Below are 26,478 nucleotides of genomic sequence, written 5' to 3' on the forward strand. Positions count from 1 at the left end.
TCCTCCTGGGACGGGGTGGTCGGGCTGCGGTGGGTCAGCGGACGGCGTCGAGGACGCCGGTGTCGACGGACGCGGTGACGGCGGCGACGAGCGCGTCGTCGTCGGCGAGGTCGGGTGCGAGCGACGCCACGGTCTGCGCGACGACGTCGCGGGGCGCGGTGCCGAGCAGCCGGCCGACGAGGTAGCCGTCGGCGGGGTCGGCGCCGGTGTGCGCGGTGAGCAGCAGGTGGCGCAGCCAGTCGGCGACGACCTGCGCGCCGGCCGTGCCGACGGGCAGTCCCGCGTCGCGTCGGGCGCGCGCCACGGCGAGCACCCGCACGGGGATCTTCTGCGCGCCGTCGAGCGCGACCTGGTCGAGCCGGTGCTCGATGCGGGCGTTGCCGAACCGCGCGCGCAGCGCGGCGAGCGCCGCGTCGACCTCGTCGTCAGGCAGCCCGAGCACGGCGCGCGCCTCGTCCCACAGCGCCTCGAGCGCGGGCCGCAGCTCGGCGTCGGCGAACGCCTGCGCGACCGTGGCGTGGCCGCGGCGCAGGCCGCCGTACGCGAGCAGCGAGTGACCCGCGTTGAGCAGCCACAGCTTGCGACGCTCGTACGGCGCGACGTCGGGCACGAACCGGGCGCCGGCGTGCTCCCACGCGGGGCGGCCCGCGGGGAAGTCGCCCTGGAGCACCCACTCGCGGAACGGCTCGGTGACGACGGGGGAGCGGTCGACGCGTCCCGTGAGCGTGCGGGCGGTGCGCCGGTCCTGGTCGGTCGTGGCCGGCGTGATGCGGTCGACCATGCTCGACACGAACGACACGTGCTCACGCACCCAGGCGGCGAGGCCGGGGTCGACGGCGTCGGCCAGGTCCAGCACGACCCGGCGCAGCACGGCCCCGTTGTGGGGCAGGTTGTCGAGGCTGACGACGGCGATCGGTCCCGCGGCCGCGGCGCGTCGGGCGCGCAGCCCGTCGAGCACCTTGCCGGGCGCGGTGGTGGCGGAGGTGCCCGGGCCGCCACGACCCGCGACGAGCCGGCGCAGCAGGCGGGTGTCGGCGGCGACGGCGGGGTCCTGGACGTCGAGCGCGCCGCTCGTGTCGCGCCGGTAGCCGGCCTCGGTCACCGTGAGCGTGAGGACGCCGACCTCGGGCCGCGACAGCAGCGCGCGCCAGCGGGCGCCACGGGTGCCGTCGTGCGCCTCGACGAGCGACTCGACCTGCTCGGCGGTGTCACCGTCGGGTCCGCGCGTCACGAGCGTGTAGAGGCACCGCTGCGACGCGAGCGCCTCGGCGACCCGCGGCGAACGGCCCGTGAACCCGGCGACCCCCCAGCGCTCGCCGGGCGGCACGGACGCGTTCGCCTGCTCGGTGAACCACAGCAGGTGGCCCCGCGCGAACGCGCCGAGGCCGAGGTGGACCACGCGCACGGGTGGTGCGGGGTGGTGGCGCGACCAGGTGGGCGTCTGCACGGTGCGACCCTCTCGACGGGGCGAGACCCGGTCGGTCCCGCCTGCCCCTCGATTGAGCGCCACGGCGCAGCGTCATGGCAATCGGTTGCCACGAGTTGTCCCCGGGCCGAGCAGGACGCGTCAGTGCGCGCGGCGACGACGAGGGGCGGGCGCGGTCGACTCGCGCTCGACGAGCGCGGCCGGCAGCCGCGCAGGGCGGACGTCGCGGGGTGTCCGGGACCCGGCCTCCTGCAGCAGCGTGCGGACCGCGTAGTTGCCGAGCGCGGCCAGCGGTGCCGCGACCGTCGTGAGCGCGGGCGAGCACAGGTCCGCCCCGAAGATGTCGTCGAAACCGACGACGCTCACGTCGCGCGGCACGCGCACGCCCTGCTGCTGGAGGCGCCGCATGAGCCCGATCGCGACGAGGTCGTTGTAGGCGACGACGGCCGTCGTGCCGCTCGCGACCACGGCCTCGGCCGCGTCCGCGCCGCCCTCGAGCGTCGGCGCGACGGGTCCGACGCGCTGCGCGCGCAGCTCGAGCTCGTGCGCGGCCTCCCGCAGCGCCTGCCACCGCACGCCGTCGGCCCACGACGCCTCGGGTCCGGCCACGTAGACGATCGTGCGGTGGCCGAGCGCGCCGAGGTGCTCGACGGCCCGACGCATGCCTCGCGCGTTGTCGGTCACCACGCTCGGGATCCCGGTGAGCACGCGGTTGAGCACGACGGTCGGCCGCTGGCGGGCGATCACGCGGATCGCCGAGTCCGACATGCGCGACGTACCGAGCACCAGGCCCTCGACGAAGGGCACGGACCGCTCGATCGCCTGGCGCTCGACGACCGCGTCCTCGTGCACGTCCGCGACGAGCAGCGTGTAGCCGCGCTCCGCGGTCGCCTGCTCCGCGCCGCGGATGATCTGGAAGTAGAACGGGTTGGTCACGTCCGACACGATCAGCGCGATCATCGACGTCTTGCCCGTCGGCAGCGCCCTGGCCAGGGGGTTCGCGCGGTAGCCGAGCCGCTCCGCGGCCTCGTGGATGCGCGCCGCCGTCTCGGCGTTGACGCGGCCCGGGCGGGAGAACGCGCGCGACACCGTCGACGGTGCGACGCCGACCTCGGCGGCGACGTCGTAGATCGTCGGCGGGTTCCGGGCGGTCCCGGGCGGCTCCTCGCCCATGCCCGCGACGCTAGGTCGCACGACAACTCGTGGCAACCGCTTGTCGTCCCGCTGCGCCCGGGCACCCAATAGGGGAAGAACCCGCGCCGACCGCCGCTGCGGGACACGAGAGGAGAGCACCGATGCTGCGTCCCCAGGACACCGCCACACGTGAGCGGAAGGCGCTCGACGGGCTGTGGGACTTCCGCCTCGACGCCACCGGCGAGGGGCGCCGCGCGGGCTGGCAGGACGGGCCGCTGGTCGGTGCGCGCCGCATGCCGGTGCCGGCGAGCTACAACGACGTGCTCGTCGGCACCGAGGGTCGCGACCACGTCGGCGACGCCTGGTACCAGACCGTCGTCCGCGTGCCGCGTGGCTGGGCGGGGGAGCGCGTCGTGCTGCGGCTCGACTCGGCGACGCACGCCGCGGTCGTCTGGGTCGACGGCACCGAGGTCGTCCGCCACGAGGGCGGCTACACGCCGTTCGAGGCCGACGTCACCGCGCTCGTCACGCCCGGCGACGAGGTCCGCGTCACGGTCGTCGTGAACAACGAGCTCACCTTCCAGACGATCCCGCCGGGCGTGGTCCACGACGGACCGCACGGCCGCCGGCAGCAGTACTTCCACGACTTCTTCAACTTCGCGGGCCTGCACCGCAGCGTGTGGCTGTACGCGACCCCCACGACGTACGTGGACGACGTGACCGTCGTGACCGACGTCGACGGCACCACCGGTCTCGTCCGCTACGACGTGTCCGTCGCCGGGACCGTCGAGGGCACGTCGGTGCACGTCGCGCTCCGCGACGCCGACGGCGCCGTGGTCGCCGAGTCCGCGGGTGCGTCGGGCACGCTCACCGTCCCCGATGCGCACCTGTGGGCACCGGGCCACGGCTACCTGCACGACGCCGAGATCACGGTGATCGACGGCGACGGCACGGTCGTCGACGCCTACCACCAGAGCGTCGGCATCCGGACCGTCGAGGTCCGCGGCGCGCAGTTCCTCATCAACGGCGAGCCGTTCTACTTCCGCGGCTTCGGCAAGCACGAGGACACGCCCGTGCGCGGCAAGGGCCACGACGACGCCTACCTCGTCCACGACTTCGAGCTCATGGACTGGATCGGCGCGAACTCGTTCCGCACGTCGCACTACCCGTACGCCGAGGAGGTCTACGACTACGCGGACCGCGCGGGCGTCGTCGTGATCGACGAGGTCGCCGCCGTGGGCCAGAACATGGGCCTCGCGGGCGGCATCTTCGGCGGGCAGAACTACACGACCTTCTCCCCGGAGACCGTGAACGACGACGCGCAGGCCGCGCACGCGCAGGCGATCCGCGAGCTGGTCGGACGCGACAAGAACCACCCGAGCGTCGTGCTGTGGTCGATCGCGAACGAGCCGGAGTCCGACACCGACGCCGCGCGCCGCTACTTCGAGCCGCTGTTCGCGCTCACGCGCGAGCTCGACCCGACGCGTCCCGTCGGCTTCGTCAACGTCATGCTCGCGCCGCACGGCAAGTGCCAGGTCTCCGAGCTCGGCGACGTCCTCATGCTCAACCGCTACTACGGCTGGTACGTCAACACCGGCGACCTGGCCGCCGCCGAGGACGCGTGGCGTGCCGAGCTCCAGGAGTGGGCGACCGAGGGCAAGCCGATCATCATCACCGAGTACGGCGCCGACACCGTCGCCGGCCTGCACTCCATGACGCCCGAGCCGTGGTCGGAGGAGTACCAGGTCGAGTACCTCGACATGAACCACCGCGTCTTCGACTCGGTCGACGCCGTCGTCGGCGAGCACGTGTGGAACTTCGCCGACTTCCGGACCGCCACCGCGTCCGTGTTCCGCGTCGACGGCAACAAGAAGGGCGTGTTCACCCGCGACCGCCGGCCGAAGGCCGCCGCGCACCTGCTGCGCCGACGCTGGACGCGCCGTGACTGACCGCGACGCGGCGCCGCCCCACCGCGGCGCCGCGTCCAGCGCCCGTGAACCCGAGCCACCCGACCGCCCCACGACCCCGCCGCGCACCGCGGCCCCGACCCGAGGACAGGCCATGACCAGCAGCGCCGCTGTCTCGCAGCCCGCACCGACCGCACCCGCGGTCCCGTCCACCACCCCGAGCAGCCCTGCCGGCTCCGCGACGTCCGGGAAGCTGCGGCTGTCGCAGCTCCTCGGGTACGCGTCCGGCGACGCCGCGAACAACCTCGCGTTCTCGATGACGTCGATGTTCCTGCTGCTCTACTACACCGACGTCGTCGGGATCAGCCCCGCCGCGGCGGGCACGCTGTTCCTCGTCGTGCGCGCCTGGGACGCGTTCGCCGACATCTACGCCGGGCGTGTCGTCGACCGGACCATGACGCGGTGGGGCAAGTTCCGGCCGTTCTTCCTGTTCGGCTCGCTGCCCCTGCTGCTGCTGAGCGTCGCGACGTTCACCGTCCCCGGCGGGCTCGGCGGGACGGGCAAGCTCGTCTACGCGTACATCACCTACGCGCTGCTCGGCCTCGCGTACAGCCTCGTCAACATCCCCTACGGCTCGCTTGCGTCGGCGATGACGCAGGTGCCGACCGAGCGCGCCAAGCTCGCGAGCTTCCGCATGGTCGGGACCGCCGCGACGATCATCATGCTGTCGTTCGTCGTCGCGCCGCAGATCCGCTCGTCGGAGAACCTGCAGCAGTCGCTGACCCTGACGACCCTGCTGTTCGTCGTCATCGGCTTCGGGCTCTACATGATCCTGTTCCGCACCTCGCGCGAGAACGTGGTCCGCGACGTCGCGAAGGTCAGCCTCGGCCAGAGCCTGCGCACGCTGCGCGGCAACCGCCCGCTGCTCATGCTGTGCGTGAGCGCGCTGTCGTTCCTCACCGGCATGTTCGCGCTGCAGACCGTGCAGGCGTACTACGCCCGCGACGTCCTCGGCGACGCCAACCTGTTCATCGTCCTCACGGTCGTGAGCACGCTCGCGATGTTCGTCGTCGCGCCGGTCATCCCGCGGATCGTCGGCTGGGTCGGCAAGAAGAAGGCGTACATCGCGTCCGGCCTGGTCGCGGTGGTCGCGGCCATCGGCATCGCGCTCACGCCGCCGTCGCTCGTCTGGCTGGCCGTGGTGTTCTTCGGCCTCTACGGGGTCGGCCTGGCCGCCGTGAACACGCTCATGTGGGCGCTCGAGGCCGACACCGTGGAGTACGGCGAGTGGCGGTCGGGCGTCCGGACCGAGGGCACGACGTACGCGGTGTTCTCGTTCACCCGCAAGCTCGGCCAGGCGCTCGGCGGTGCCGCCGCGGCGTACGGCCTCGGCATGGTCGGCTACCTCGCCGGCGCCGAGCAGCAGTCCGCGGGGGCCGTCGACGGCATCCGCGCCATCGCGGGCTTCGTGCCCGCGGTGTTCATCGGGATCGGCGTCCTCATCATGGTCGCCTACCCGCTGACCGAGAAGACCTTCGCCTCGATGGTGGGTGACGTCGCGGCCCGCCGCGCCGCGCGCACCGCCGAGGCCGAGCAGACCCCCGCGCAGGAGGCGTGAGCATGACGACGGAGCAGACCCCGGGCACGACGGGGACGGCGGAGATCGGCGTGACCGGTCTGGCGGTGATGGGCCGCAATCTGGCTCGGAATTTCGCCCGGAACGGGTTCACCGTCGCGATCCACAACCGGTCGTTCGCGAAGACGCAGTCGTTGCTGGCCGATCACGGGGACGAGGGCGCGTTCGTCGCGTCGGAGAGCACGGCGGAGTTCGTGGCGTCGTTGGCGCGGCCGCGCAAGATCGTGGTGATGGTCAAGGCCGGTGCGGCCACGGATGCGGTGATCGATGAGCTGGTGCCGTTGCTGGACGAGGGCGACATCGTGGTCGACGCCGGGAACGCGCACTTCCCGGACACGATCCGCCGTGAGCGTGCGCTGCGGGAGAAGGGTCTGCACTTCGTCGGGTCGGGTGTTTCCGGTGGTGAGGAGGGTGCGCTGCTGGGGCCGTCGATCATGCCGGGCGGGACCGCCGAGTCGTATGAGTGGTTGGGTCCGATCCTGGAGAAGATCTCGGCGAAGGTCGACGGGGTGCCGTGCTGCACGTATGTGGGTCCCGATGGTGCGGGGCACTTCGTGAAGATGGTGCACAACGGCATCGAGTACGCCGACATGCAGCTGATCGCCGAGGCGTACGACCTGCTCAAGCAGGGCCTGGGTGCGTCGGCGGCGGAGATCGGGGGCATCTTCGCGGAGTGGAACACCGGGGACTTGGAGTCGTTCCTGATCGAGATCACCGCCGAGGTGCTGCAGCACGTGGACGCCGCCACCGGGTCGGCGTTCGTGGACGTGGTGCTGGACCAGGCCGAGCAGAAGGGCACCGGCCGCTGGACCGTGCAGAACGCCCTGGACCTGGGGGTGCCGATCACCGGGATCGCGGAGGCCACGTTCGCCCGGGCGCTGTCGGGGTCGGTCCCGCAGCGCACCGCCGCGGTGGGCACGCTGCCCGCGCACACGACCCCGTGGGCCGTGCAGGACCGGGAGGCGTTCATCGAGGACGTGCGCCTGGCCCTGTACGCCTCGAAGGTCGTCGCCTACTCCCAGGGGTTCGACCAGATCGCCGCGGCCTCCGCGCAGTTCGGGTGGGACATCGACCGGGGGGCGATGGCGCGGATCTGGCGTGGTGGGTGCATCATCCGGGCGCGGTTCCTGAACCGGATCACCGAGGCCTACGAGCGCGACCGGGACCTGCCGCTGCTGCTGGCCGACGAGTACTTCACCGGCGCCGTGGCCAACGGCGTGCAGGCCTGGCGGCGCGTGGTGTCCGGCGCGGCGCTGCACGGGGTGCCGACCCCGGCGTTCTCCTCCTCGCTGGCCTATTACGACGGGGTCCGCGCCGAGCGGCTGCCCGCGGCGCTGATCCAGGCCCAGCGCGACTTCTTCGGCGCCCACACCTACCGCCGCACCGACAAGGACGGCACCTTCCACACCACCTGGTCGGGCGGTCGCACCGAGGAGGTGGCCTGAGTGACGACCACGGCCACCGTCGCCGACGACCGCCTGTTGCCCGCCGACCCGGGCGTCCGCGCGCTCGCCCGCGAGCTGTACGCGCTCGTCCGCGACCTGCCGATCCTGTCCCCGCACGGGCACGTCCCGGCCGGCCTGCTGCTCGACGACCAGCCGTTCGCCGACCCGACGTCGCTGCTGATCACGCCCGACCACTACGTGACGCGGCTGCTGCACGCGTCGGGCGTCCCGCTCGACGAGCTCGGCGTCGGGCGCGGGCCGCTCGACGAGCGTGCCGCCCGCGCCGCGTGGCGCGCGTTCTGCACGCGGTGGCACGTCTTCCGCGGCACGTCGGTCCGGTACTGGTTCGACTCGACGCTGCGCGACGTGTTCGGGACCGACGTGCGCCCGTCCGCCGACACCGCCGACGCGCTGTACGACCTGCTCGCCGACCGCCTGCGGCAGCCCGAGTACCGGCCGCGCGCGCTGTTCGACCGGTTCCGCATCGACGTCCTCGCGACGACGGACGACCCGGTCGACGACCTCGCGGCGCACGCTGCGCTGCGCGACGACCCGACGTTCGGCGGGCGCGTGCTGCCGACGTTCCGGCCGGACCGCTACCTGGAGGCCGCCGACCCCGGCTGGCGCGACGCGGTCGCGGCGCTGGGCGTCGCCGCCGGGACGGACACGTCGACGTACCGCGGCTGGGTCGCCGCGATGGAGGACCGTCGCGCGCACTTCCGCCGGCACGGCGCCGTCTCCGCCGACCACAGCCACGAGGACGTCGGCACCGAGCCGCTCGACCCCGCGGACGCCGAGCGCCTGTACGCGCGCGGGCTCCTCGGCGCGATCACCACGGACGAGGCCGCCGCGCTGCGCCGCCACATGCTCCTGGAGATGGCGCGCATGTCGACCGAGGACGGCCTCACCATGACGCTCCACCCGGGCGTCCGGCGCGGGCACCACCGCCCGACGCTCGGCCGCTACGGGCCCGACACGGGCCACGACATCCCGCTGGCAGGCTCGTTCACCGACCCGCTGCGCCCGCTGCTGGAGCGGTACGGCACGCACCCGAACCTGCGGCTCGTGCTGTTCACGCTCGACGAGTCGGTGTTCTCGCGCGAGCTCGCACCGCTCGCGGGCTTCTACCCGTCGGTCTACGTCGGGGCACCGTGGTGGTTCCTCGACGCGCCGTCGTCGATCCTGCGCTGGCGCGAGGCGGTCACCGAGATCGCGGGCCTGAGCCGGACCAGCGGGTTCATCGACGACACGCGCGCGCTGCTGTCGATCCCGGCGCGGCACGACATGGCCCGCCGCCTCGACGCGTCGTTCCTCGCGGGGCTCGTCGCGGGCCACCGGCTCGACGAGGACGAGGCGGCCGACGCCGTCGTCGACCTCGTCGTGGGGCGCCCGACGGAGGTCTTCGGCCTCGGGCCCCGCTGAGCCGTCGACCGGGGCGCGTCCCGTGCCGCGCGCCCCGGTCGACGACCTTCGCGAAGAAAGTTGCGTCCGCATGCATCCGAACGTGTCCTGACGACGGAAGAGAGGTCGAGAGTCCCGCCACCGGGCGGGCCGCACGGAAGGACGACCACGATGCGCGCACGACCTCTTGCCGCGACCGGAGCCGCCGGTCTCGCCCTCGCCGCCGTCATGCTGACCTCCGCCCCCGCCGGCGCCGCTCCCGGCGACGCGACCCTGTACGTCCTGCACGGCGTGCCGGGCCTCACGGTGGACGTGTGGGTCAACGGGCAGCGGACGCTCGACGACTTCACGCCCGGCACGCTCGCAGGGCCGCTCGAGCTCGCGCCCGGCACCTACACGGTCGCGATCACGGCCGCGGACGCCGCGGACGCGTCGTCGCCCGCGATCGGCCCGGTCGACCTCCAGCTCGCCGGGAACACGTCGTACACCGCGGTCGCCCACCTCGACGCGTCCGCCAACCCGACGGCCACGCTCTTCACCAACGACACGTCGACCACCGCCGCGGGTCAGGGCCGCCTCACGGTCCGGCACGTGGCCGCCGCACCCGCGGTCGACGTGCTCGCCGGCGGCTCCGCCGTGATCTCGGGGCTGACCAACCCGAACGAGAAGGTCCTGAACCTTCCCGCCGGCACGGTCAGCGCGAGCGTCGTCGCCGCCGGCACGACCGAGCCCGCGCTGCTGGGCCCGGCCGACGTCAACGTCGCCGAGGGCACCAACACCATCGTGTACGCCTGGGGCAACGGGACGGCGACCCCGTCGACGCTCGCGCTCGCGACGCAGGTCATCGACGGCCTGCACGGCACGCCGAGCGGGGTGCCGGCGGGGGAGCTGGGCCTCGCGGCCGACCGTGACGTCCCGGCCGGGACGTGGGCCGTCGCCGGCCTGGTCGTCGCGGGACTCGTCGCGGCGTCCGCCACCGCCGTCCGCCGCCGCGCGGTGACGGTCCGCCGATGAGGACTCCCGACCGCCACGCCTGGCAGCGCCTGGCGTCCCGGGCCGTGGCGCTCGGCGTGGCGGTCGGGGCCGTCGCAGGCTGCACCGCGGGCCCGGGACCCGACCCGGTGCCGACCCTCGGCACCACGGTGGCCGCGTCGCCCTCGGGCGGCGCGGCCACGCCGGCGCCCACCGGCACGCTGCCGCCCGTCCCCGTCCAGGCTGCCGTCGCCCCGCCTCCCGAGGCCGTCGTCGCCCCGGTGCGGCTGCAGGTCCCCGACCTCGCGCTCGACATGCCCGTCGACGCCGTCGGGGTCGCCGCGGACGGGTCGATGGAGGTGCCGCCGGACGCCGACCGGGCGGGCTGGTACCGGTTCGGTCCCGGCCCCGCCTCGACGGAGGGCACGACGCTGCTGGCCGGGCACGTCGACTCGCGCCTCACGGGGATCGGACCCTTCGCCGACCTGCGCCGCCTGACCCCGGGCGCGCAGGTCCAGGTGACGACGAGCGACGGCACCGTGCGCCCCTACGTCGTCGTCGACGTCACGAAGGTCCCCAAGGAGACCGCCCCGCTCGCCGACTGGTTCTCGCGCGACGGAGCGCCCCGCCTCGTCCTCGTGACGTGCGGCGGCGCGTGGCGCGAGGACGTCGGGCACTACACGGACAACGTCGTGGTCACAGCCGAGCCCGGGTGATCCCTATGCTGGTCGCACTGTCGCCGACGACGACACCCCGCCGTGAGGAGCCGCCCGTGAGTGCACGCGAGCCGTCGGTGGCCCGCGCGTCGGGCGACGACACCGAGGCCGTGGACCGGCTGGGACGCGAGTTCGCCGCCGGTGACGAGCGCGCGATCCGGGAGGCCTACGACCGCTGGTCGACGCTCGTGCACACGCTCGCCCTGCGCTCGCTGGGCACGACCGCGGAGGCCGAGGAGGTCACGCAGCAGGTGTTCGTGGACGCGTGGCGCGGCCGGCACCGCTTCGACCCGACGCGGGCGCGCCTGCCCGCGTGGCTCGTCGGGATCACGCGGCACGCGATCGCCGACGCGCACGAGCGCCGCACGCGCGACCGCAAGCTGACCGACGCCGCGACCCCGCCACCCGCGAGCGTCGCGGCCGCCGACGACCGGGTCGTCGACCGTCTGGTGATCGCCGACGAGCTCGACCGGCTGGGCGACCCGCAGCGCACGATCCTGCGGCTCGCCTTCTACGACGACCTCACGCACGACCAGATCGCGACGAGACTGGACCTGCCGCTCGGCACGGTGAAGAGCCACCTGCGGCGCAGCCTGGCACGGCTCCGGACCCGATGGGAGGTGGACGGTGCGCTTCGATGACGAGCACGTGGACGACGACGTGCTGACGCTCCTCGCCCTCGGGGAGGACGGTGCGACCGACGCCGAGCACGCCCACGTCGACGCCTGCGAGCGGTGCGCCGCGGAGGTGCGGACGCTCGCCGACGTCGCGGGCCTCGCCCGGACCGCGGGCGAGCTCGTGCCGCCCACGCCCCGGGTGTGGGACGCGATCGCGACCGAGCTGGGCCTGGGGGCCCGGCCGGACGACGTCGCCGCGCCGCGACCGGTGCTCGCACCGGTCCCTCCGCAGGCCGTGTCGTCGGGCCCCGCTCCGGTCGAGCAGCCGGTCGCGGACGTCGTGCCAATGGCCCGCCGCTCGAGCCGCTGGCAGTGGGTCGCCGCGGCGGCCGCGGTGGGCGTGGTCGCCGGCGCGGGCGTGACGTGGTGGGCGGGCCGTGAGCCGGCGCCGCAGGTCGTCGCGTCCGCGACGCTCGAGCCGCTCCCGGGCTGGGACGCGTCGGGGTCGGCCGAGGTCGAGACGCGTGCGGACGGGTCGCGCCAGCTCGTCGTGGACCTCACGGGCCAGGTCGGCGCCGACGGCTTCCGTGAGGTGTGGCTGCTCAAGCCCGACGTGTCGGGCCTCGTGAGCCTCGGGACGCTCGACGGCCCGACCGGGCGGTTCGACCTGCCCGCGGGCCTCGACCTCGACGAGTTCTCGGTCGTCGACGTCTCCGAGGAGCAGTTCGACGGCGACCCGGCGCACTCGGGCGACTCGATCGTGCGCGGACCGCTGCGCGCCTGAGGCATCCCGAGGCTGGTGCATCCGCAGAGGGCGGTCGGCCGGAAGTACCGGTGACACCCTCTCCGGGGCGTCCGGCCCGCGCGGGCCGACCTCGACGACGCAGGAGTCGACGATGAAGATCCGACGCACCCTCTCCGCCCTGTGCGCTGCCGCTGTCGCGGCGGGCGCCGGCCTCGCGCTCGCACCCGCCGCGAACGCCGCCGGCACGACGTCGCTCGCGAGCGTGCTCGCGTCCGACGGCGACACGTTCGACCGCAACTGGTACGACTTCGACATCGTCGACCAGGCCGTCGCCACGGTCCTGGCGGCCAAGCCCGGGAGCCCGGTGGCGGTCCTCGCCGACGGCACGGTCCCGCTCACCGCGTTCATCCCGAACGACCGCGCGTTCCAGGTGCTCGCGAAGGACCTGACGCACCGGTGGTACGGGAGCGAGCAGGAGGTCCTCACGGCGATCGCCGGGGCGGTCGGCGTCGACGCCGTCGAGCAGGTGCTGCTGTACCACGTCGTGCCCGGCGCGACGATCGACTCGGCGACCGCCCTCGCGTCGAGCGGCGCGAGCCTGACGACCGCGCAGGGCGGCGCGATCAAGGTCAAGGTGTGGTCGAAGCGCTACGCGCTCGTGCAGCTCAAGGACCAGGACCGCAGCGACCTCGACCCGTTCCTGGTCCGGTCGAAGCTCGACCTCAACGCGGGCAACGCCCAGATCGCGCACGGCATCTCGCTCGTCCTGCGTCCGATCGACCTCTGACGCCGCGCCGAGGGACGCCGCGTCCTCGTCACAGCGGATGAGGCAGGAGCCCGGCTCCAGAGGAGGGGCCGGGCTCCTGCGTGCAGCACGGGGGAGGGCCCGTGCGGGTCACGTCACGGCACGGCGACCTCCGCCGGGACGTAGGCGTACGGCAGCTCGCCGACCAGCCGCGACGTCGCGCCGTCGAGCTCGAGCTCGAGCGTCGGGGCGAGCGTCCCGCCGTAGACGACGTCCGAGGGCCCGGGCCCGGTGGGCACGGTGTCGATGAAGCTCTCGACGAGCAGGTTCGGCATCACGTAGTGCGAGTACTGCTGCAGGGGCTGCTCGGGCGGGTTGCCCAGGACGAGCGCGCTGCCGTTCATCGGCCGGTAGTTGCTGCGCAGGCCGGGGCCGACGAAGCCGTAGACGCCGTCCGGTCCGGCCGCGATCTCGCCGGGGTCGGTCAGCCCGGGGGCGAACGTGAACATGTGGCTGATGGTCCACAGGTAGTACTGGCCGTCCTGGACGACGAGGTGCGGTCGTTCGGTCTGCTGGTTGGTGCACTCGGCGGACAGCAGCGGCGGGAGGAGCTTCCACTGCGTGAAGTCGGCGGACCTCAGCTCCATGAGCCCGATGTTGCCGGTGTAGTACCGGGCGTCGGCCGGCGTGACGTGGCCCGGTGGGACGCGCCCGATCTCCGAGCGGTCGCACCTGTGGCTCCCGGCGACGCCGCCGTTGTTGCCCTCGAACAGCGCGTAGATGCGGTGGTCGGTCGGGTCGCGGAACACGAACGGGTCGCGGAACGCGTAGATGATCGGGCCCGCCTGCGACTGCTCGAGCGTCTGGTAGAGCGTCCCGTCGGCCTGAGCGATGATGTGGTGGTTCTCGAACCCGGTGAACCAGACGCCGTCGGCGTCGGTGTGGATCTGGCCCTGGGAGTGCGCGAGGCGCTGGAGCGCGTCGGTCGGGTCGATGCCGCCGTCGTCCCGACCGGACGCGGTGTAGAACGCGTGGACGGTGCCGTCGTCGGCGAGCACCGTCGACCCGGCCCACTCGCGCGAGCCGAGTGACGAGTCTGCGGGGAACAGGTCGCCGCCGTAGGTCCAGTGCTGGGCGTCCTGGGAGTAGAAGAAGCCGATCTTCGCCTGCCAGTGCCGGTCGCCGAAGAAGATGTCCCGCGGCGCGGTGAGCGAGAAGATGATGTTCCAGCCCTCGTACGCGACGGGCTGCATGTTCAGGTCGGTCAGCGGCCAGGTGTCCCAGATCCAGACCTGGTCGGTCATGACCGGGAAGTCGGACGGGATCAGCGGCGCGGTGTTGGTGGCGTCCTGCTCGATCTTCAGCGCGTCGGCGCGCGTCCAGTTGGCGTGGTAGGTCGACCGCGGGCTGAAGACCGCGTCGATGCGCTGACCGCCGCCGATCGACGGGCCGGGGATCCGGTCCGGGTCGGTGGTGGCGGTGGACGGTGTCATGAGCGCGGCGGTCGTCGCGGCCGCGAAGGCGAGCGCGAGCACACCGCGGATGGTGCGGTTCATGGGAGTTCCCCTCGTGCGGGTCCCGTCGGGCGTCGTCGCCCGTCGGGCCGGACGGACCGGCGTCCGAGGTGTCGGACGGTGCCGGTGGTGCGGCGCGGAGTCTGAGGGCGCGCCGGGGACACGGTGCGCCCGTCGTTCGGACGCACCGGTGCGGTGGGTCGTCGGGCGACCGACCGGTGGAGCGGCGTGCGCTGTCCTCACACGCCTGAGCGCTGCGTCGGCGTGCATGGCTGAGGGCACGCCGCAGGTGCGTCGGGCGCACCTGGGGTCCAGGAGGTCACACCTGCGTGACTCCCGTTCATTCCGGCGATGACTGCCGGACCGGACCAAGGGAAGCACGGTCCCGGAGCGGTCGCAAGGGTCCGGGTCGAAGTCGTGCCGAACCCGTCCCCGTGCCCTTGACAACGTTGTCAGGAGCGGGTCAGGCTGGCGCGGACGGCTCGAGGGGGAGCCGCCCGGACTCGACGAGGAGTGCCGCGTGCGCGCACGGACGTTAGCCGCAGTCGCCGGAGGGGTCGTGGTGTCGATGGTCCTGGCGTGCCCTGTGCCCGAGGACCCCGGGGGCGACGACCCGTACCGACCGGTCGCGCACTTCGCGCCCGCCCGGCACTGGGTCAACGACCCCAACGGCCCGGCCTGGTACGAGGGGCGCTACCACCTGTTCTTCCAGCACAACCCCGCCGGTGACGTGTGGGGCTCCATCTCGTGGGGCCACGCCGTGAGCGACGACCTCGTGCACTGGGAGGAGCTGCCCGTCGCGATCCCCGCGACCGAGGACGAGCTCGTCTTCTCCGGCACGGTCGTCGTGGACCACGGCAACACGAGCGGGCTCGGTGTCGACGGACGCGACCCGCTCGTCGCGGTCTACACGAGCTACGACCCGACGACGCACGTGCAGGCCCAGTCGCTCGCGTCGAGCACCGACGGCGGGACGACGTGGACCCGGTACCCGGGCAACCCCGTGCTCGACATCGGCTCACGCGAGTTCCGCGACCCCAAGGTGCTCTGGTACGCCGACGGCGGGTACTGGGTGATGCTCGTCGTTCTTGCGACCGAGCACGTCGTGCAGCTCTACCGCTCCGACGACCTGCGCTCGTGGACCCACCTGAGCGACTTCGGCCCGGCGCACGCGGTCGGCGGCGTGTGGGAGATGCCCGACCTCGTCGAGCTGCCGGTCGACGGCGACCCCGACCGGACGCGCTGGGTCCTCGTCGTGAGCCTCAACCCCGGTTCGCCGACCGGAGGGTCGGGGACGCAGTACTTCGTCGGCGACTTCGACGGCACGACGTTCACGCCCGACGACCTGCGGGACGGCGACGACGTTCCCGCCGGTGACGTCGTCGCGACGTTCGAGGCGCCGACCTACGGCGACGGGTGGGAGACGACGGGCACGGCGTTCGGGTCGGGGTCGGTGGGCGGCGCGCTGCCGGGGCAGAACCCGGTCTCGGGGTACGTCGGCGACCGCGTCGTGAACAGCTTCCTGGGCGGCGACCGGGCCGTGGGCACCCTGACCTCGCCGCCCTTCCGGCTGACGCGCGACCACCTCGCGCTCCTCGTCGGCGGCGGCGACGCCCCCCGCGCTCCGGGGAGCGGTGACGGCACCGCGCCGCCCGGCACGGTGCTGGGTGACTTCGAGGGCGACGGCTTCGCGGGGTGGACCGCGACCGGCACCGCGTTCGGCGGCGGCCCGACGCCCGGCGACGCGCCGTGCCAGGACGGCGTGTCCGGCTACCTCGGCACGGGGCTCGCGAGCTCCTACCGCAACGGCACGGCGGGCGATCCGTGCGTGCCGGTGCCCGACACCGGCACCGGCACGCTCACGTCGCCGCCGTTCACGGTCACGGCCGACCACGTGAGCTTCCTCGTCGGCGGCGGCCCGCACCCCGACACGGCTGTCCGGCTGCTCGTCGACGGGCAGGTCGTCCGGTCGACGTCGGGTCCGCAGAGCGGTGTCCTCGACTGGGCGTCGTGGGACGTGAGCGACCTGCGCGGCCGCGAGGCGCGGGTCGAGGTCGTTGACGGCTCCACCGCGGGCTGGGGGCACGTGCTGGCGGACCACGTCGTGCTGGGCGACGTCCCGGCGCGGCCGCGCGGCGCGGCCACGTCGGTCGACCTGCTCGTGGACGGCGAGGTCGTCCGCAGCGCGACCGGTGCGGACGCGGAGGCGCTCGACTGGGTGTCGTGGGACGTGCGCGACCTCGTCGGCCGCGACGCGCGGCTCCGCGTGGTCGACGCGTCGACCGGCCCGTGGGGGCACGTGCTGGTGGACCACGTCGTCGCGACCGACGCGGCCGTCCCGCGACGCCTCGAGCGGTACGACTGGATGGACCACGGGAGCGACTTCTACGCGCCGCTGACGTTCGCCGAGCACCCCGACGGCGAGGCCGTCGCGATCGGCTGGATGAGCAGCTGGACGTACGCCGCCTCGACGCCGACGACCGGCTGGCGCGGGGTCATGACCCTCCCGCGGCGCCTGTCGCTGCGGACCGTCGACGGCAGGGTGCGGCTCGTCCAGGTGGCCGCCCCCGACGCGTCGGCCCTCGCGAGCGAGCCGCGGTGGACCACGCGCGACGTGCCGCTCGACGACGCGGTCGTGCCGCTCCCGCGCGCGGCGGGGGACGCGCTGCTGCTCACGGCCGAGCTCGACGTCGGCACCGCCGACGAGGTGGGCCTGCACGTGCGCAGCAAGGACGGGCAGCGGACCGTCGTCGGGTACGACGCGCGCACCGGGCGCCTGTTCGTCGACCGGCGGGCGTCGGGTGTGGTCGACCTGCACCCGGCCTTCCCCGCGGTGCACTCGGCGCCCGTCGAGGTCGCGGGCGGGCGCGTACGGCTCACGGTCGTGGTCGACCGGTCGTCGGTCGAGGTGTTCGCGCAGGACGGCCTCGTCACGATCACCGACCTCGTCTTCCCGGACGCCGACGCGCAGGGCGTCGCCGCCTATGCCGAGGGCGGTCGCGCGGTCCTGCGGTCGCTGGAGGTGCGTCGCCTGGGTTGACGCGATGTCGCGCGCACCCGGCCCGCGTCACGCGGGTCGCGCCCGCCGGACCCAGGGCCGGGGGGCTGCACCCACCCGCCCGGTGGGTCGTGCGCTACGCGCCGCCTTGGCGCCGGGGGGCGATCTCGCCCGAGCCGCGCACCACGAGCCGCGTCGCGAGCACGGTGTGCGTCGACGCGAGCGAGCGGTCCTCCAGACGCGCGAACACACGCTCGGCCGCCGCGCGCCCGATGGCGACCGGGTCCTGCGCCACGACCGTGACGGCGGGGTCGAGCAGGTCCGCGAGGGCGAAGTCGTCGAAGCCGACCACGGCGACGTCGTGCTGCATCCCGAGGGACCGCAGCGCGCGGATCGCGCCGATCGTCACGAGGTTCTGGCTCGTGAACAGCGCCGTGGGCGGGTCGTCGGAGCGGAGCAGGCGGAACGTCGCGTCGAACGCGAGCTCGACCGTGTGCAGGTCCTGGACGACGAGCTGGTCGTCCGCGGGGACGCCCGCCTCGGCCGCGGCCTGGCGGAACCCGTCGAGTCGCTGGGCGGCGGTCGCGATCGTCGACAGGTCGCCCAGGTGGGCGATCCGGCGGTGGCCGCGGCGCAGCAGGTGCGCGGTCGCGCCGCGGGCTCCCGCGACGTTGTCGACGACGACGCTGTCGACGTCGATCCCGACGGGGGCCCGGTCGACCGCCACGACGGGCGTGCCGGCGTCCATCTCGGGCCGCAGGTACGACTGGTCGCCCCCGGTCGCCGACAGGATCAGCCCGTCCACGCGTCGCGACACGAAGGTGCCGACGAGTGCGCGCTCGCGCTGGGGGTCCTCGTCGCTGCTCGCCGACAGGACGGACACCCCGCGGGACTCCGCGACGTCCTCGACGGCCCGGTGCATCGCCGCGCAGAACGGGTTGTCGACGCTCGACAGCAGCAGGCCGATGCTCTGCGTCCGTCGCACGCTGCGGCGCAGGTTGCCCGCGAAGGGGTCGGGCTGGAAGTGCAGCTCGCGTGCGGCGCGGTTGACCCGCTCGGCCGTCGCGGCGGCCACCCCGGGCTCGCCGTTGACGACGCGCGAGACGGTCTTGATGCCCACGCCGGCGCGCTCGGCGACGTCGCGCATGGTCGCTCGGGCGCGTCGGGGGGACCCGTTGGTGTCCGCCGGTTGAGACATCGTTGTCACCGGCCAACCGTAGCGTGGCCGCGAACGCTTGACGGTCCTCGGAAGCGCTGTGTAGACAGTCCGATGACAACGGTGTCAGCGGCCAGTCGGCCGCACGGTTGGAGGGGGCTCCATGACCACCACACGCAGACGTCCTTCCTCGGTCCTCGTCCCGGCAGGGCGCCGGACCCGGACCCGTATCGCGCTCGCGACCAGCACGTTCGTCGTCGCGGGGATCCTATCGACCGCCTGCTCGTCCGACTCCGGCTCCGGCTCGGGCGCGACGGAAGGCGGCACGGACGGCGACGACACCGTCGCCGTCTCGCTCATCGTCAAGACCACGACCAACCCGTTCTTCGTCGCCATGCAGGAGGGAGCCCAGGAGGCCGCCGACGCCGAGGGCGTCGACCTCACGCTCGCCGCGGGCCGCGAGGACGGCGACGAGGACACCCAGATCCAGGCGATCGAGAACGCGATCTCGCAGGGCCAGGACGGCATCCTCATCACGCCCAACGGCCCCGCGGTCGTCGACGCCGTCGAGCGGGCGCGCGAGGCCGGCCTGTACGTCATCGCGCTCGACACGCCGCCCGAGCCCGCCGACGCGGTCGACATCACGTTCGCGACCGACAACGTGGACGCGGGCCGCCGCATCGGCGAGTGGACCGCCGCGACGCTCGGGGGCGAGGACGCCGTGATCGCGCTCCTCGACCTGTTCGACGACCGCATCGTCAGCGTCGACCACTCCCGCGACCAGGGCTTCCTCGAGGGCATGGGCATCGACACCGCCGACGACCAGGCGAACGGCGACGAGGCGAAGACCGGCGACTACTCGGGCGGTAGCTACACGATCGTCTGCAACGAGGCGACCGGTGGCGCGGAGGACGGCGGCGCGACCGCGATGGAGAACTGCCTCTCGCAGAACCCCGACGTCAACGTCGTCTACACGATCAACGAGCCCGCCGCGTACGGCGCCTCGCAGGTGCTCGAGAGCGCGGGGAAGTCGCCCGACGACGTGCTCCTCGTCTCGGTCGACGGCGGCTGCGCCGGGGTCGGGTACGTCGAGAACGGCATCCTCGACGCGACCTCGCAGCAGTACCCCGTGCGCATGGCCGAGGAGGGCGTGAAGGCCATCGCGCAGCTCGCGCGCACCGGCGAGAAGCCCGAGACCACCGACGGGCTCGACTTCTTCGACACCGGCGTCGCGCTCGTCACGGACGAGCCCGCCGACGGCGTCGAGAGCATCACGTCCGCCGACGCGAAGGAGATCTGCTGGGGCTGAGCGCCCCGGACGGCGACCGGGCCCCCGCACCCGGTCGCCGTCGCCCGCCGATCCCGCACCCGAGGAGGAGACGTGACCTCACGTACCGTCCCGCCGGCGTCCGCACCCGCGCCCGCCGCGCCCCAGCCGCACGTCGCCGACGAGTTCCTGCGCAAGCAGTCCACCGCCGGCCGCATCCAGTCGGTCCTGCACCGGCACCCCGCCCTGAGCCCGGCCCTCGTGCTCGTGCTCTCCGTCGTCGTCTTCGGGCTGCTCAACGACCGCTTCCTGCGGCCCGAGAACCTCTCGCTCGTCACCCAGCAGGTCGCCGTCGTCGGCGCGCTCGCCGTCGGCCAGACGCTCATCATCCTGACCGCCGGGATCGACCTGTCGGTCGGCGCGATCATGGTCCTGTCCTCGATGGTCATGGCCCAGACCGCCGTCACGAACGGCCTGCCCGGCCCTGTCGCGCTCGCGCTCGGCCTGGCCGTCGGGCTCGTCGCGGGTGCCGTCAACGGCCTGCTCGTGACCCGGCTCAAGCTGCCGCCCTTCATCGTCACGCTCGGCACGCTCAACGTGTTCCTCGCGCTCACGCTGCTCTACTCCAAGGGCGCGACGGTCCGCGGCGGCGAGCTGCCGTCGCTGCTCACCTGGACCGGCGAGGCCTTCACCGTCGGAGGCGTGCGCGTCACGGTCGGCGTGCTCGTCATGCTCGCGATGTACGCGGTCGTCGCGTACGCGCTCGGCCGCACCGCGTGGGGCCGGCACGTGTACGCCGTCGGCGACGACAAGGAGTCCGCCGCGCTCGCGGGCATCCGCGTGCCACGCGTGCTGCTCAGCGTCTACGTCACCGCGGGCGGGCTGTTCGCGCTCGCGGGCTGGATCCTCGTCGGCCGCATCAACGCCGCGAGCCCCAACGCCGCGGCCGAGGCGAACCTCGACTCGATCACCGCGGTCGTCATCGGCGGCACGAGCCTGTTCGGCGGGCGCGGCGCGGTGTGGGGGAGCCTGCTCGGCGCACTCATCGTCGGCGTGTTCCGCAACGGGCTGTCGCTCGCGGGTGTCGACGTGCTCTACCAGACGCTCGCCGTCGGCGTGCTCGTCATCGTCGCGGTCGCGGTCGACCAGTGGATCCGGAAGGAGCGTGCGTGATGACGCAGGACAGCGCACGGACGCCCGTGCTGCAGGCGAAGGGCCTCGTCAAGACGTTCGGGCGGGTCGTCGGCCTCGACGGCGTCGACCTCGAGCTCTACCCGGGCGAGGTGCTCGCGATCATCGGCGACAACGGCGCCGGCAAGTCCACCCTGGTCAAGTGCCTCTCCGGCGCGTACACGCCCGACCAGGGGCAGCTGCTCCTCGAAGGCCGGCCTGTGACGTTCCACGGGCCGCAGGAGGCGCGTGCCGCGGGCATCGAGACCGTCTACCAGAACCTCGCCGTGTCCCCGGCGCTCGACATCGCGAGCAACCTCTACCTGGGGCGTGAGCAGCGGCGCAGCGGCGTGCTCGGCTCGGTGTTCCGGATGCTCGACACCGCCGGGATGCGCGAGAGGTCCGAGCAGCAGCTCAAGGCGCTCGGCATCAGCACGCTCCAGGACGTCACGCAGGCCGTCGAGACGCTGTCCGGCGGGCAGCGTCAGGCGGTCGCCGTGGCACGCGCGGCCGCGTTCGGGTCGAAGGTCGTCATCCTCGACGAGCCCACGGCGGCGCTCGGCGTCCGGGAGTCCGGCCAGGTCCTCCAGCTCGTGCGCGACCTGCGCGAGCGCGGGCTGCCGGTGATCCTCATCAGCCACAACATGCCGCACGTCTTCGAGGTGGCCGACCGCATCCACGTCCAGCGGCTCGGCCGCCGGGCGGCGGTCATCACCCCGCAGACGCACTCGCCGAGCGAAGCCGTCGCCCTCATGACGGGCGCGCTCGCCGCCTGACCCGCCGCCGGGCCCGGCGTGCGCCGTCCGCTCGTGCGTCGGGCCCGCGCGTGCTGCACTGTGGCATGCCGCTGACCGTCGAGCCCTGGGTGCTGCGCGAACCCACCCTCCACGTCGACGACCTGCCGTGGGCGGCCGCGCTGCTCACGGTCGCCAACGGGTACCTGGGCGTGCGGGGCACGCTCGAGGAGCAGCGCCCCGAGGTCCCCGACGGCACGCTGCTCGCACGCGTCTACGAGCGGTACCCGCACGCGTACGCCGAGCGCTCCTACGGGCTGCCCGACGACGACGAGCGCCTCGTGCCGGTCGTCGACGCGTGCGCGGTGGATCTCGAGGTCGACGGCGAGCCGTTCGACGTGCGTGCGGGGACGCTCGAGCACCACGAGCGCCTGCTCGACCTGCGGACCGCGGTGCTGCACCGCGAGGCCGTCTGGACGTCGCCCGCGGGCACGACGGTCGAGGTCCGCACGCGCCGGTGGGTGTCGCTCGTGCGGCCCGAGCTCGTCGTGGCGTCGTACGAGGTCCGCGCCCCGCGCGGCGCGCGTGTCCGCGTGCGTCCGGTCCCGGGCTGCCCGGGACCGTCAGGTGACTGGTCCGGTCCGGGCCTCGTGACCGAGGCGTGCGGGCACGAGGCCGGCGCGACGTGGACCGCCCAGCGCACCGTGCGCTCGGGCGTCGGCGTCGTGCTCGCGACGCGGCACGACGCGGCGTCGTCGTCCGGCGTCGAGCCGCGCTGGCAGGACGGGCCGCACGGGCGTTGGCTCGACGCCGACCTCGACGCCGACGGCTGGGTCCGGGTCACGACGCACGCCGCGTACGTGTGCGGCCGCCGCCCCGTCGAGGAGCTGCTCGCGGACGCCCGGTCCGTGCTCGACGCCGCGGCGGACGTGGGCGACGCGGCGCTCGAGTCCGAGCAGCGCGCGTACCTCGACGAGGTGTGGGAGCGGGGCGACGTGGTCGTCGAGGGCGACGACGAGCTCCAGCAGGCCGTCCGGCTCGCCGTGCTGCACACCGTCCAGGCCGCCGCGTGCATCGAGGGCACGGGCCTGCGCGCGAAAGGGCTGACCGGCACGGGCTACCACGGGCACACGTTCTGGGACGCCGAGGGCTTCGTCATGCCCGTGCTCGACCACCTGGTCCCGTCGGCGGCGGCCGCGCACCTCCGCTGGCGGCACGCGACCCTGCCGGAGGCCCGCGAGCGGGCGCGCGTGCTCGGGCTGCCGGGCGCCGCGTTCCCGTGGCGGACCATCTCGGGCGCCGAGTGCTCGGGGTACTGGCCCGCGAGCACCGCGGCCGTGCACGTCACGGCCGACATCGCGGAGGCCGCCGTGCGGCACGTCGCGGCGACCGGCGACGACGCGCTCGAGCGCGAGGTCGTCGTCGACCTGCTCGTGCACGGCGCACGGTTCTGGATGGCGCGCGGTCACGTCGCCGACGACGGCCGCTTCCACCTGCACGGCGTGACGGGGCCCGACGAGTACACCGCGGTCGTCGACGACAACACGTTCACCAACGTCATGGTCGCGCGCGCGCTCACCGCGGCGGCCCGCGTCACCGGCCGGATGCCCGAGGAGGCGCGCCGGCTGGGCGTCGACGACGACGAGCGCACGCGCTGGTCGGCCGCCGCGGAGTCCGTCGTCATCCCGTACGCCGAGGACCTGGGCGTCACCGAGCAGTCCGCCGGGTTCACGCGCCACCCGCGCTGGGACTGGTCGCGCAGCCCTGACGGGTGGGCGCCGTTCGAGTCGCACGTGCACTACACCGAGCTGTACCGGCACCAGCTCGTCAAGCAGGCCGACCTGGTCGTCGCGCTCGCGGTCGACCACGAGCGGTTCACGCCCGAGCAGAAGCGCCGCGACTTCGCGTACTACGAGCCGCTCACCGTGCGGGACTCGTCGCTGTCCGCGAGCGTCCAGGCGGTCGTCGCCGCCGAGCTGGGGCACCTCACGCTCGCGCACGCCTTCACGCGCGAGTGCGCCCTCATCGACGTGCGCGACCTGCGGCGCGAGACCCAGGAGGGCGTGCACGTCGCGTCGATGGCCGGCGCGTGGAACGCGCTCGTGCACGGCTTCGGCGGCCTGCGGCTCGACCACGACCGCGTCCGTGTCGCACCGCGCCTCCCGCCACACCTGTCCCGGCTGCGGTTCCGCGTCCAGGTCGACGGCTCGCGGCTCGAGGTCGACGCACGACGCGACGAGGTGACCTACCGCCTGGTCGACGGGGCGCGCGTGACGCTGCGGCACGTCACCGGCGACGACGACGAGGAGGTCACGGTCACGGTCGACGCGCCGACCGCGACGCGTCCCCTCGTGCCGGTCGCCGAGCCCACCCCGCCGAGCCAGCCTCCGGGTCGCGAGCCCCAGGTCTGACCGACCGACCCCGGACGACCGGGGACGGACGGCGCGCGGCTCGCCCGTGCCTCGGCGCCCGACGCGTCAGGCGCCGACGTACGTCGCCAGGTGCTGTCCCGTGAGCGTCGACCGGTCCGCGACGAGGTCGGCCGGGGTGCCCTCGAAGACGACCCGCCCGCCGTCGTGGCCCGCGCCGGGCCCGAGGTCGATGATCCAGTCGGCGTGCGCCATCACGGCCTGATGGTGCTCGATCACGATGACGGACTTGCCGGAGTCGACGAGCCGGTCGAGCAGGCCGAGGAGCTGCGCGACGTCCGCGAGGTGCAGGCCGGTCGTCGGCTCGTCGAGCACGTAGATGCCGCCCTTCTCGCCCATCTGGGTCGCGAGCTTGAGCCGCTGCCGCTCGCCGCCCGACAGCGTCGTCAGCGGCTGGCCGAGCGTGAGGTAGCCGAGCCCGACGTCGGTCAGCCGGTCGAGGATCGCGTGCGCGGCGGGCGTGCGCGCGTCGCCGGTACCGAAGAACTCCTCCGCCTCGGTCACGGGCATCGCGAGCACCTCGGCGATGTTCTTGCCGCCCAGCGTGTACTCCAGCACGCTCGCCTGGAACCGGCGGCCCTCGCACTCCTCGCACGTCGACTCGACGGTCGCCATGACCCCGAGGTCGGTGTAGATCACGCCCGCGCCGTTGCACGTCGGGCACGCACCCTCGGAGTTCGAGCTGAACAGCGCGGGCTTGACGCCGTTGGCCTTCGCGAACGCCTTGCGGATCGGGTCGAGCAGGCCGGTGTAGGTCGCGGGGTTGCTGCGCCGCGACCCGCGGATCGCACCCTGGTCGATCACGACGACGCCGTCGCGCTTCGCGACCGAGCCGTGGATGAGCGAGCTCTTGCCGGACCCGGCCACGCCCGTCACGACGCACAGCACGCCGAGCGGCACGTCGACGTCGACGTCGCGGAGGTTGTGCGTCGACGCGCCGCGGATCTCGAGCGCACCGCGCGCCGCACGGACGTCGGCCTTGAGGGTCGCGCGGTCGTCGAGGTGCCGGCCCGTGATCGTGCCGCTCGCGCGCAGGCCCTCGACGGTCCCCTCGTAGCAGAGGGTGCCGCCGCCGGTGCCCGCGCCCGGACCGAGGTCGACGACGTGGTCGGCGATCGCGATGGACTCGGGCTTGTGCTCGACGACGAGCACCGTGTTGCCCTTGTCGCGCAGCTGGAGCAGCAGCTCGTTCATGCGCTGGATGTCGTGCGGGTGCAGGCCGATCGTCGGCTCGTCGAACACGTACGTGACGTCGGTGAGCGACGACCCGAGGTGCCGGATCATCTTGGTGCGCTGCGCCTCGCCGCCCGACAGCGTCCCCGCGGGCCGGTCGAGCGAGAGGTAGCCGAGGCCGATCTCGGTGAACGAGTCGAGCAGGTGCTGCAGGCCGGCGATCAGGGGCGCGACGGTCGGCTCGTCGAGCCCGCGGACCCACTGGGCGAGGTCGCTGATCTGCATCGCGCACACGTCGGCGATGTTCTTGCCCGCGATCCGCGACGAGCGCGCCTCCGCCGCCAGTCGCGTGCCCTCGCACTCCGGGCACGTCTGGAACGTCACGGCCTTCTCGACGAACGCGCGGATGTGCGGCTGCATCGCGTCGACGTCCTTCGACAGGATCGACTTCTGGATCTTGGGGATCAGGCCCTCGTACGTGATGTTGATGCCCTCGACCTTGATCTTGGTCGGCTCCTTGTAGAGCAGGTCGTCGAGCTCGCGCTTGCCGTAGTCCTTGATCGGCTTGTCGGGGTCGAAGAAGCCGCTGCCACGGAAGATGCGTCCGTACCAGCCGTCCATCGTGTAGCCGGGGACGGTGAGCGCGCCCTCGTTGAGCGACTTGGTGTCGTCGTACAGCGCGGTCCGGTCGAAGTCGGTGACCGCGCCCATGCCCTCGCACCGCGGGCACATCCCGCCGAGCATCGAGAACTCGGCCTTCTCCGCCTTGGTGCGGTCGCCGCGCTGCACCGTGATCGCGCCCGCGCCCTTGACGGACGGCACGTTGAACGAGAACGCGTTGGGCGACCCGATGTGCGGCTGCCCGAGGCGGCTGAACAGGATCCGGAGCATCGCGTTCGCGTCGGTCGCGGTGCCGACCGTCGAGCGCGGGTTCGAGCCCATGCGCTCCTGGTCGACGATGATCGCGGTCGTCAGGCCCTCGAGCCGGTCGACCTCCGGGCGCGCGAGCGACGGCATGAAGCCCTGCACGAACGCGCTGTACGTCTCGTTGATCATCCGCTGCGACTCGGCGGCGATCGTCGCGAACACCAGCGACGACTTGCCCGACCCGGACACCCCGGTGAAGACCGTGAGCCGCCGCTTCGGGATCTCGAGGCTGACGTCCTTGAGGTTGTTCTCGCGCGCACCCTGCACGCGGATCAGGTCGTGGCTGTCCGCGACGTGCGACGCGGCCGGTGCGGTGCTCGTGGCGGTGCTCATGCGGGTCTCCCGGGGGACGAGACGGGGGTCGGG

At 73.6% G+C, this 26,478-nt stretch carries 19 protein-coding genes; 14 read left to right on the top strand and 5 right to left on the bottom strand.

Annotated elements, in window-relative coordinates:
• Positions 1–34 precede the first annotated feature (34 nt).
• Together OOT42_RS07605 and OOT42_RS07610 are read right to left on the bottom strand one after the other, a co-directional pair.
• Entirely contained in the window at positions 35–1,447 is a 1,413-nt protein-coding gene (locus OOT42_RS07605; protein WP_273654269.1) for a mannitol dehydrogenase family protein, read from the bottom strand.
• A gap of 120 nt (positions 1,448–1,567) precedes the next feature.
• Positions 1,568–2,599, bottom strand: coding sequence for a LacI family DNA-binding transcriptional regulator (locus OOT42_RS07610; RefSeq protein WP_273654270.1), 1,032 nt, complete (start codon positions 2,597–2,599; stop codon positions 1,568–1,570).
• 122 nt (positions 2,600–2,721) lie between these two features.
• Between OOT42_RS07610 and uidA the strand changes: the two genes are divergently transcribed.
• The 9 genes from uidA to OOT42_RS07655 all read left to right on the top strand — a co-directional run bounded on the left by uidA (position 2,722) and on the right by OOT42_RS07655 (position 12,786).
• Entirely contained in the window at positions 2,722–4,509 is a 1,788-nt protein-coding gene (gene uidA / locus OOT42_RS07615; protein ID WP_273654271.1) for a beta-glucuronidase, read from the top strand.
• A gap of 112 nt (positions 4,510–4,621) precedes the next feature.
• A complete protein-coding gene (gene uidB / locus OOT42_RS07620) occupies positions 4,622–6,085 on the top strand; it encodes a glucuronide transporter (protein ID WP_273654272.1) in 1,464 nt (487 codons plus the stop codon).
• 2 nt (positions 6,086–6,087) lie between these two features.
• Positions 6,088–7,548, top strand: a complete 1,461-nt coding sequence (gene gndA / locus OOT42_RS07625) for an NADP-dependent phosphogluconate dehydrogenase (RefSeq protein WP_273654273.1) — start codon at positions 6,088–6,090, stop codon at positions 7,546–7,548.
• The gene (uxaC, locus tag OOT42_RS07630) at positions 7,549–8,970 is read left to right on the top strand and encodes a glucuronate isomerase (RefSeq protein ID WP_273654274.1); all 1,422 of its coding nucleotides are present in this window, start codon (positions 7,549–7,551) and stop codon (positions 8,968–8,970) included. It abuts the gene before it with no gap.
• Between the two features lie 150 nt (positions 8,971–9,120).
• The gene (locus tag OOT42_RS07635; protein ID WP_273654275.1) at positions 9,121–9,963 is read left to right on the top strand and encodes a DUF4397 domain-containing protein; all 843 of its coding nucleotides are present in this window, start codon (positions 9,121–9,123) and stop codon (positions 9,961–9,963) included.
• Positions 9,960–10,637 (top strand): class F sortase, encoded by a 678-nt coding sequence (locus OOT42_RS07640; protein WP_273654276.1) that lies wholly within the window; start codon positions 9,960–9,962, stop codon positions 10,635–10,637. Before OOT42_RS07635 ends, OOT42_RS07640 begins: the two co-directional genes overlap by 4 nt.
• Positions 10,638–10,642: 5 nt before the next feature.
• Complete coding sequence (locus OOT42_RS07645; RefSeq protein WP_423775975.1) at positions 10,643–11,278, top strand: RNA polymerase sigma factor; 636 nt, start codon at positions 10,643–10,645, stop codon at positions 11,276–11,278.
• The gene (locus OOT42_RS07650) at positions 11,265–12,038 is read left to right on the top strand and encodes an anti-sigma factor (RefSeq protein WP_273654278.1); all 774 of its coding nucleotides are present in this window, start codon (positions 11,265–11,267) and stop codon (positions 12,036–12,038) included. The genes OOT42_RS07645 and OOT42_RS07650 overlap by 14 nt, the downstream gene beginning before the upstream one ends.
• A gap of 112 nt (positions 12,039–12,150) precedes the next feature.
• On the top strand, positions 12,151–12,786 hold the full coding sequence (locus OOT42_RS07655; RefSeq protein ID WP_273654279.1) for a fasciclin domain-containing protein: 636 nt from the start codon (positions 12,151–12,153) through the stop codon (positions 12,784–12,786).
• A gap of 113 nt (positions 12,787–12,899) precedes the next feature.
• On the opposite strand, the gene OOT42_RS07660 is transcribed toward OOT42_RS07655, so the two are convergent.
• Positions 12,900–14,300 (bottom strand): glycoside hydrolase family 68 protein, encoded by a 1,401-nt coding sequence (locus OOT42_RS07660; protein ID WP_273654280.1) that lies wholly within the window; start codon positions 14,298–14,300, stop codon positions 12,900–12,902.
• Between the two features lie 526 nt (positions 14,301–14,826).
• Here OOT42_RS07660 and OOT42_RS07665 point away from each other — a divergent pair.
• Positions 14,827–17,298 (top strand): GH32 C-terminal domain-containing protein, encoded by a 2,472-nt coding sequence (locus tag OOT42_RS07665; protein ID WP_273654802.1) that lies wholly within the window; start codon positions 14,827–14,829, stop codon positions 17,296–17,298.
• Between the two features lie 94 nt (positions 17,299–17,392).
• Here the strand turns inward: OOT42_RS07665 and OOT42_RS07670 are convergent, their stop codons facing one another.
• Complete coding sequence (locus tag OOT42_RS07670) at positions 17,393–18,403, bottom strand: LacI family DNA-binding transcriptional regulator (RefSeq protein ID WP_273654281.1); 1,011 nt, start codon at positions 18,401–18,403, stop codon at positions 17,393–17,395.
• Positions 18,404–18,575: 172 nt separating this feature from the next.
• On the opposite strand from OOT42_RS07670, the gene OOT42_RS07675 reads away from it, so the two are divergent.
• The 4 genes from OOT42_RS07675 (at position 18,576) to OOT42_RS07690 (ending at position 23,994) form a co-directional block, all read left to right on the top strand.
• Complete coding sequence (locus OOT42_RS07675) at positions 18,576–19,721, top strand: substrate-binding domain-containing protein (protein WP_273654282.1); 1,146 nt, start codon at positions 18,576–18,578, stop codon at positions 19,719–19,721.
• A gap of 72 nt (positions 19,722–19,793) precedes the next feature.
• Entirely contained in the window at positions 19,794–20,852 is a 1,059-nt protein-coding gene (locus OOT42_RS07680; RefSeq protein WP_423775976.1) for an ABC transporter permease, read from the top strand.
• The gene (locus OOT42_RS07685; protein WP_273654283.1) at positions 20,852–21,625 is read left to right on the top strand and encodes an ATP-binding cassette domain-containing protein; all 774 of its coding nucleotides are present in this window, start codon (positions 20,852–20,854) and stop codon (positions 21,623–21,625) included. The genes OOT42_RS07680 and OOT42_RS07685 overlap by 1 nt, the downstream gene beginning before the upstream one ends.
• Positions 21,626–21,690: 65 nt before the next feature.
• A complete protein-coding gene (locus OOT42_RS07690) occupies positions 21,691–23,994 on the top strand; it encodes a glycoside hydrolase family 65 protein (RefSeq protein WP_273654284.1) in 2,304 nt (767 codons plus the stop codon).
• A 66-nt stretch (positions 23,995–24,060) separates the two neighbouring features.
• Here OOT42_RS07690 and OOT42_RS07695 read toward each other — a convergent pair whose 3' ends face one another.
• Positions 24,061–26,445 (bottom strand): excinuclease ABC subunit UvrA, encoded by a 2,385-nt coding sequence (locus OOT42_RS07695; protein WP_273654285.1) that lies wholly within the window; start codon positions 26,443–26,445, stop codon positions 24,061–24,063.
• Positions 26,446–26,478 lie beyond the last annotated feature (33 nt).

The organism is Cellulomonas fimi (genome assembly GCF_028583725.1).
Taxonomy (GTDB): domain Bacteria; phylum Actinomycetota; class Actinomycetes; order Actinomycetales; family Cellulomonadaceae; genus Cellulomonas; species Cellulomonas fimi_B.

Bases quoted from the DNA above. Each gene is read 5' to 3' on its own strand.
- OOT42_RS07610 (WP_273654270.1), bottom strand. From the start codon at position 2,599: ATGGGCGAGGAGCCGCCCGGGACCGCCCGGAACCCGCCGACGATCTAC.
- uidA (WP_273654271.1), top strand. From the start codon at position 2,722: ATGCTGCGTCCCCAGGACACCGCCACACGTGAGCGGAAGGCGCTCGAC.
- uidB (WP_273654272.1), top strand. From the start codon at position 4,622: ATGACCAGCAGCGCCGCTGTCTCGCAGCCCGCACCGACCGCACCCGCG.
- gndA (WP_273654273.1), top strand. From the start codon at position 6,088: ATGACGACGGAGCAGACCCCGGGCACGACGGGGACGGCGGAGATCGGC.
- OOT42_RS07635 (WP_273654275.1), top strand. From the start codon at position 9,121: ATGCGCGCACGACCTCTTGCCGCGACCGGAGCCGCCGGTCTCGCCCTC.
- OOT42_RS07640 (WP_273654276.1), top strand. From the start codon at position 9,960: ATGAGGACTCCCGACCGCCACGCCTGGCAGCGCCTGGCGTCCCGGGCC.
- OOT42_RS07645 (WP_423775975.1), top strand. From the start codon at position 10,643: ATGCTGGTCGCACTGTCGCCGACGACGACACCCCGCCGTGAGGAGCCG.
- OOT42_RS07655 (WP_273654279.1), top strand. From the start codon at position 12,151: ATGAAGATCCGACGCACCCTCTCCGCCCTGTGCGCTGCCGCTGTCGCG.
- OOT42_RS07660 (WP_273654280.1), bottom strand. From the start codon at position 14,300: ATGAACCGCACCATCCGCGGTGTGCTCGCGCTCGCCTTCGCGGCCGCG.
- OOT42_RS07665 (WP_273654802.1), top strand. From the start codon at position 14,827: ATGGTCCTGGCGTGCCCTGTGCCCGAGGACCCCGGGGGCGACGACCCG.
- OOT42_RS07670 (WP_273654281.1), bottom strand. From the start codon at position 18,403: ATGCGCGACGTCGCCGAGCGCGCCGGCGTGGGCATCAAGACCGTCTCG.
- OOT42_RS07675 (WP_273654282.1), top strand. From the start codon at position 18,576: ATGACCACCACACGCAGACGTCCTTCCTCGGTCCTCGTCCCGGCAGGG.
- OOT42_RS07685 (WP_273654283.1), top strand. From the start codon at position 20,852: ATGACGCAGGACAGCGCACGGACGCCCGTGCTGCAGGCGAAGGGCCTC.
- OOT42_RS07690 (WP_273654284.1), top strand. From the start codon at position 21,691: ATGCCGCTGACCGTCGAGCCCTGGGTGCTGCGCGAACCCACCCTCCAC.
- OOT42_RS07695 (WP_273654285.1), bottom strand. From the start codon at position 26,445: ATGAGCACCGCCACGAGCACCGCACCGGCCGCGTCGCACGTCGCGGAC.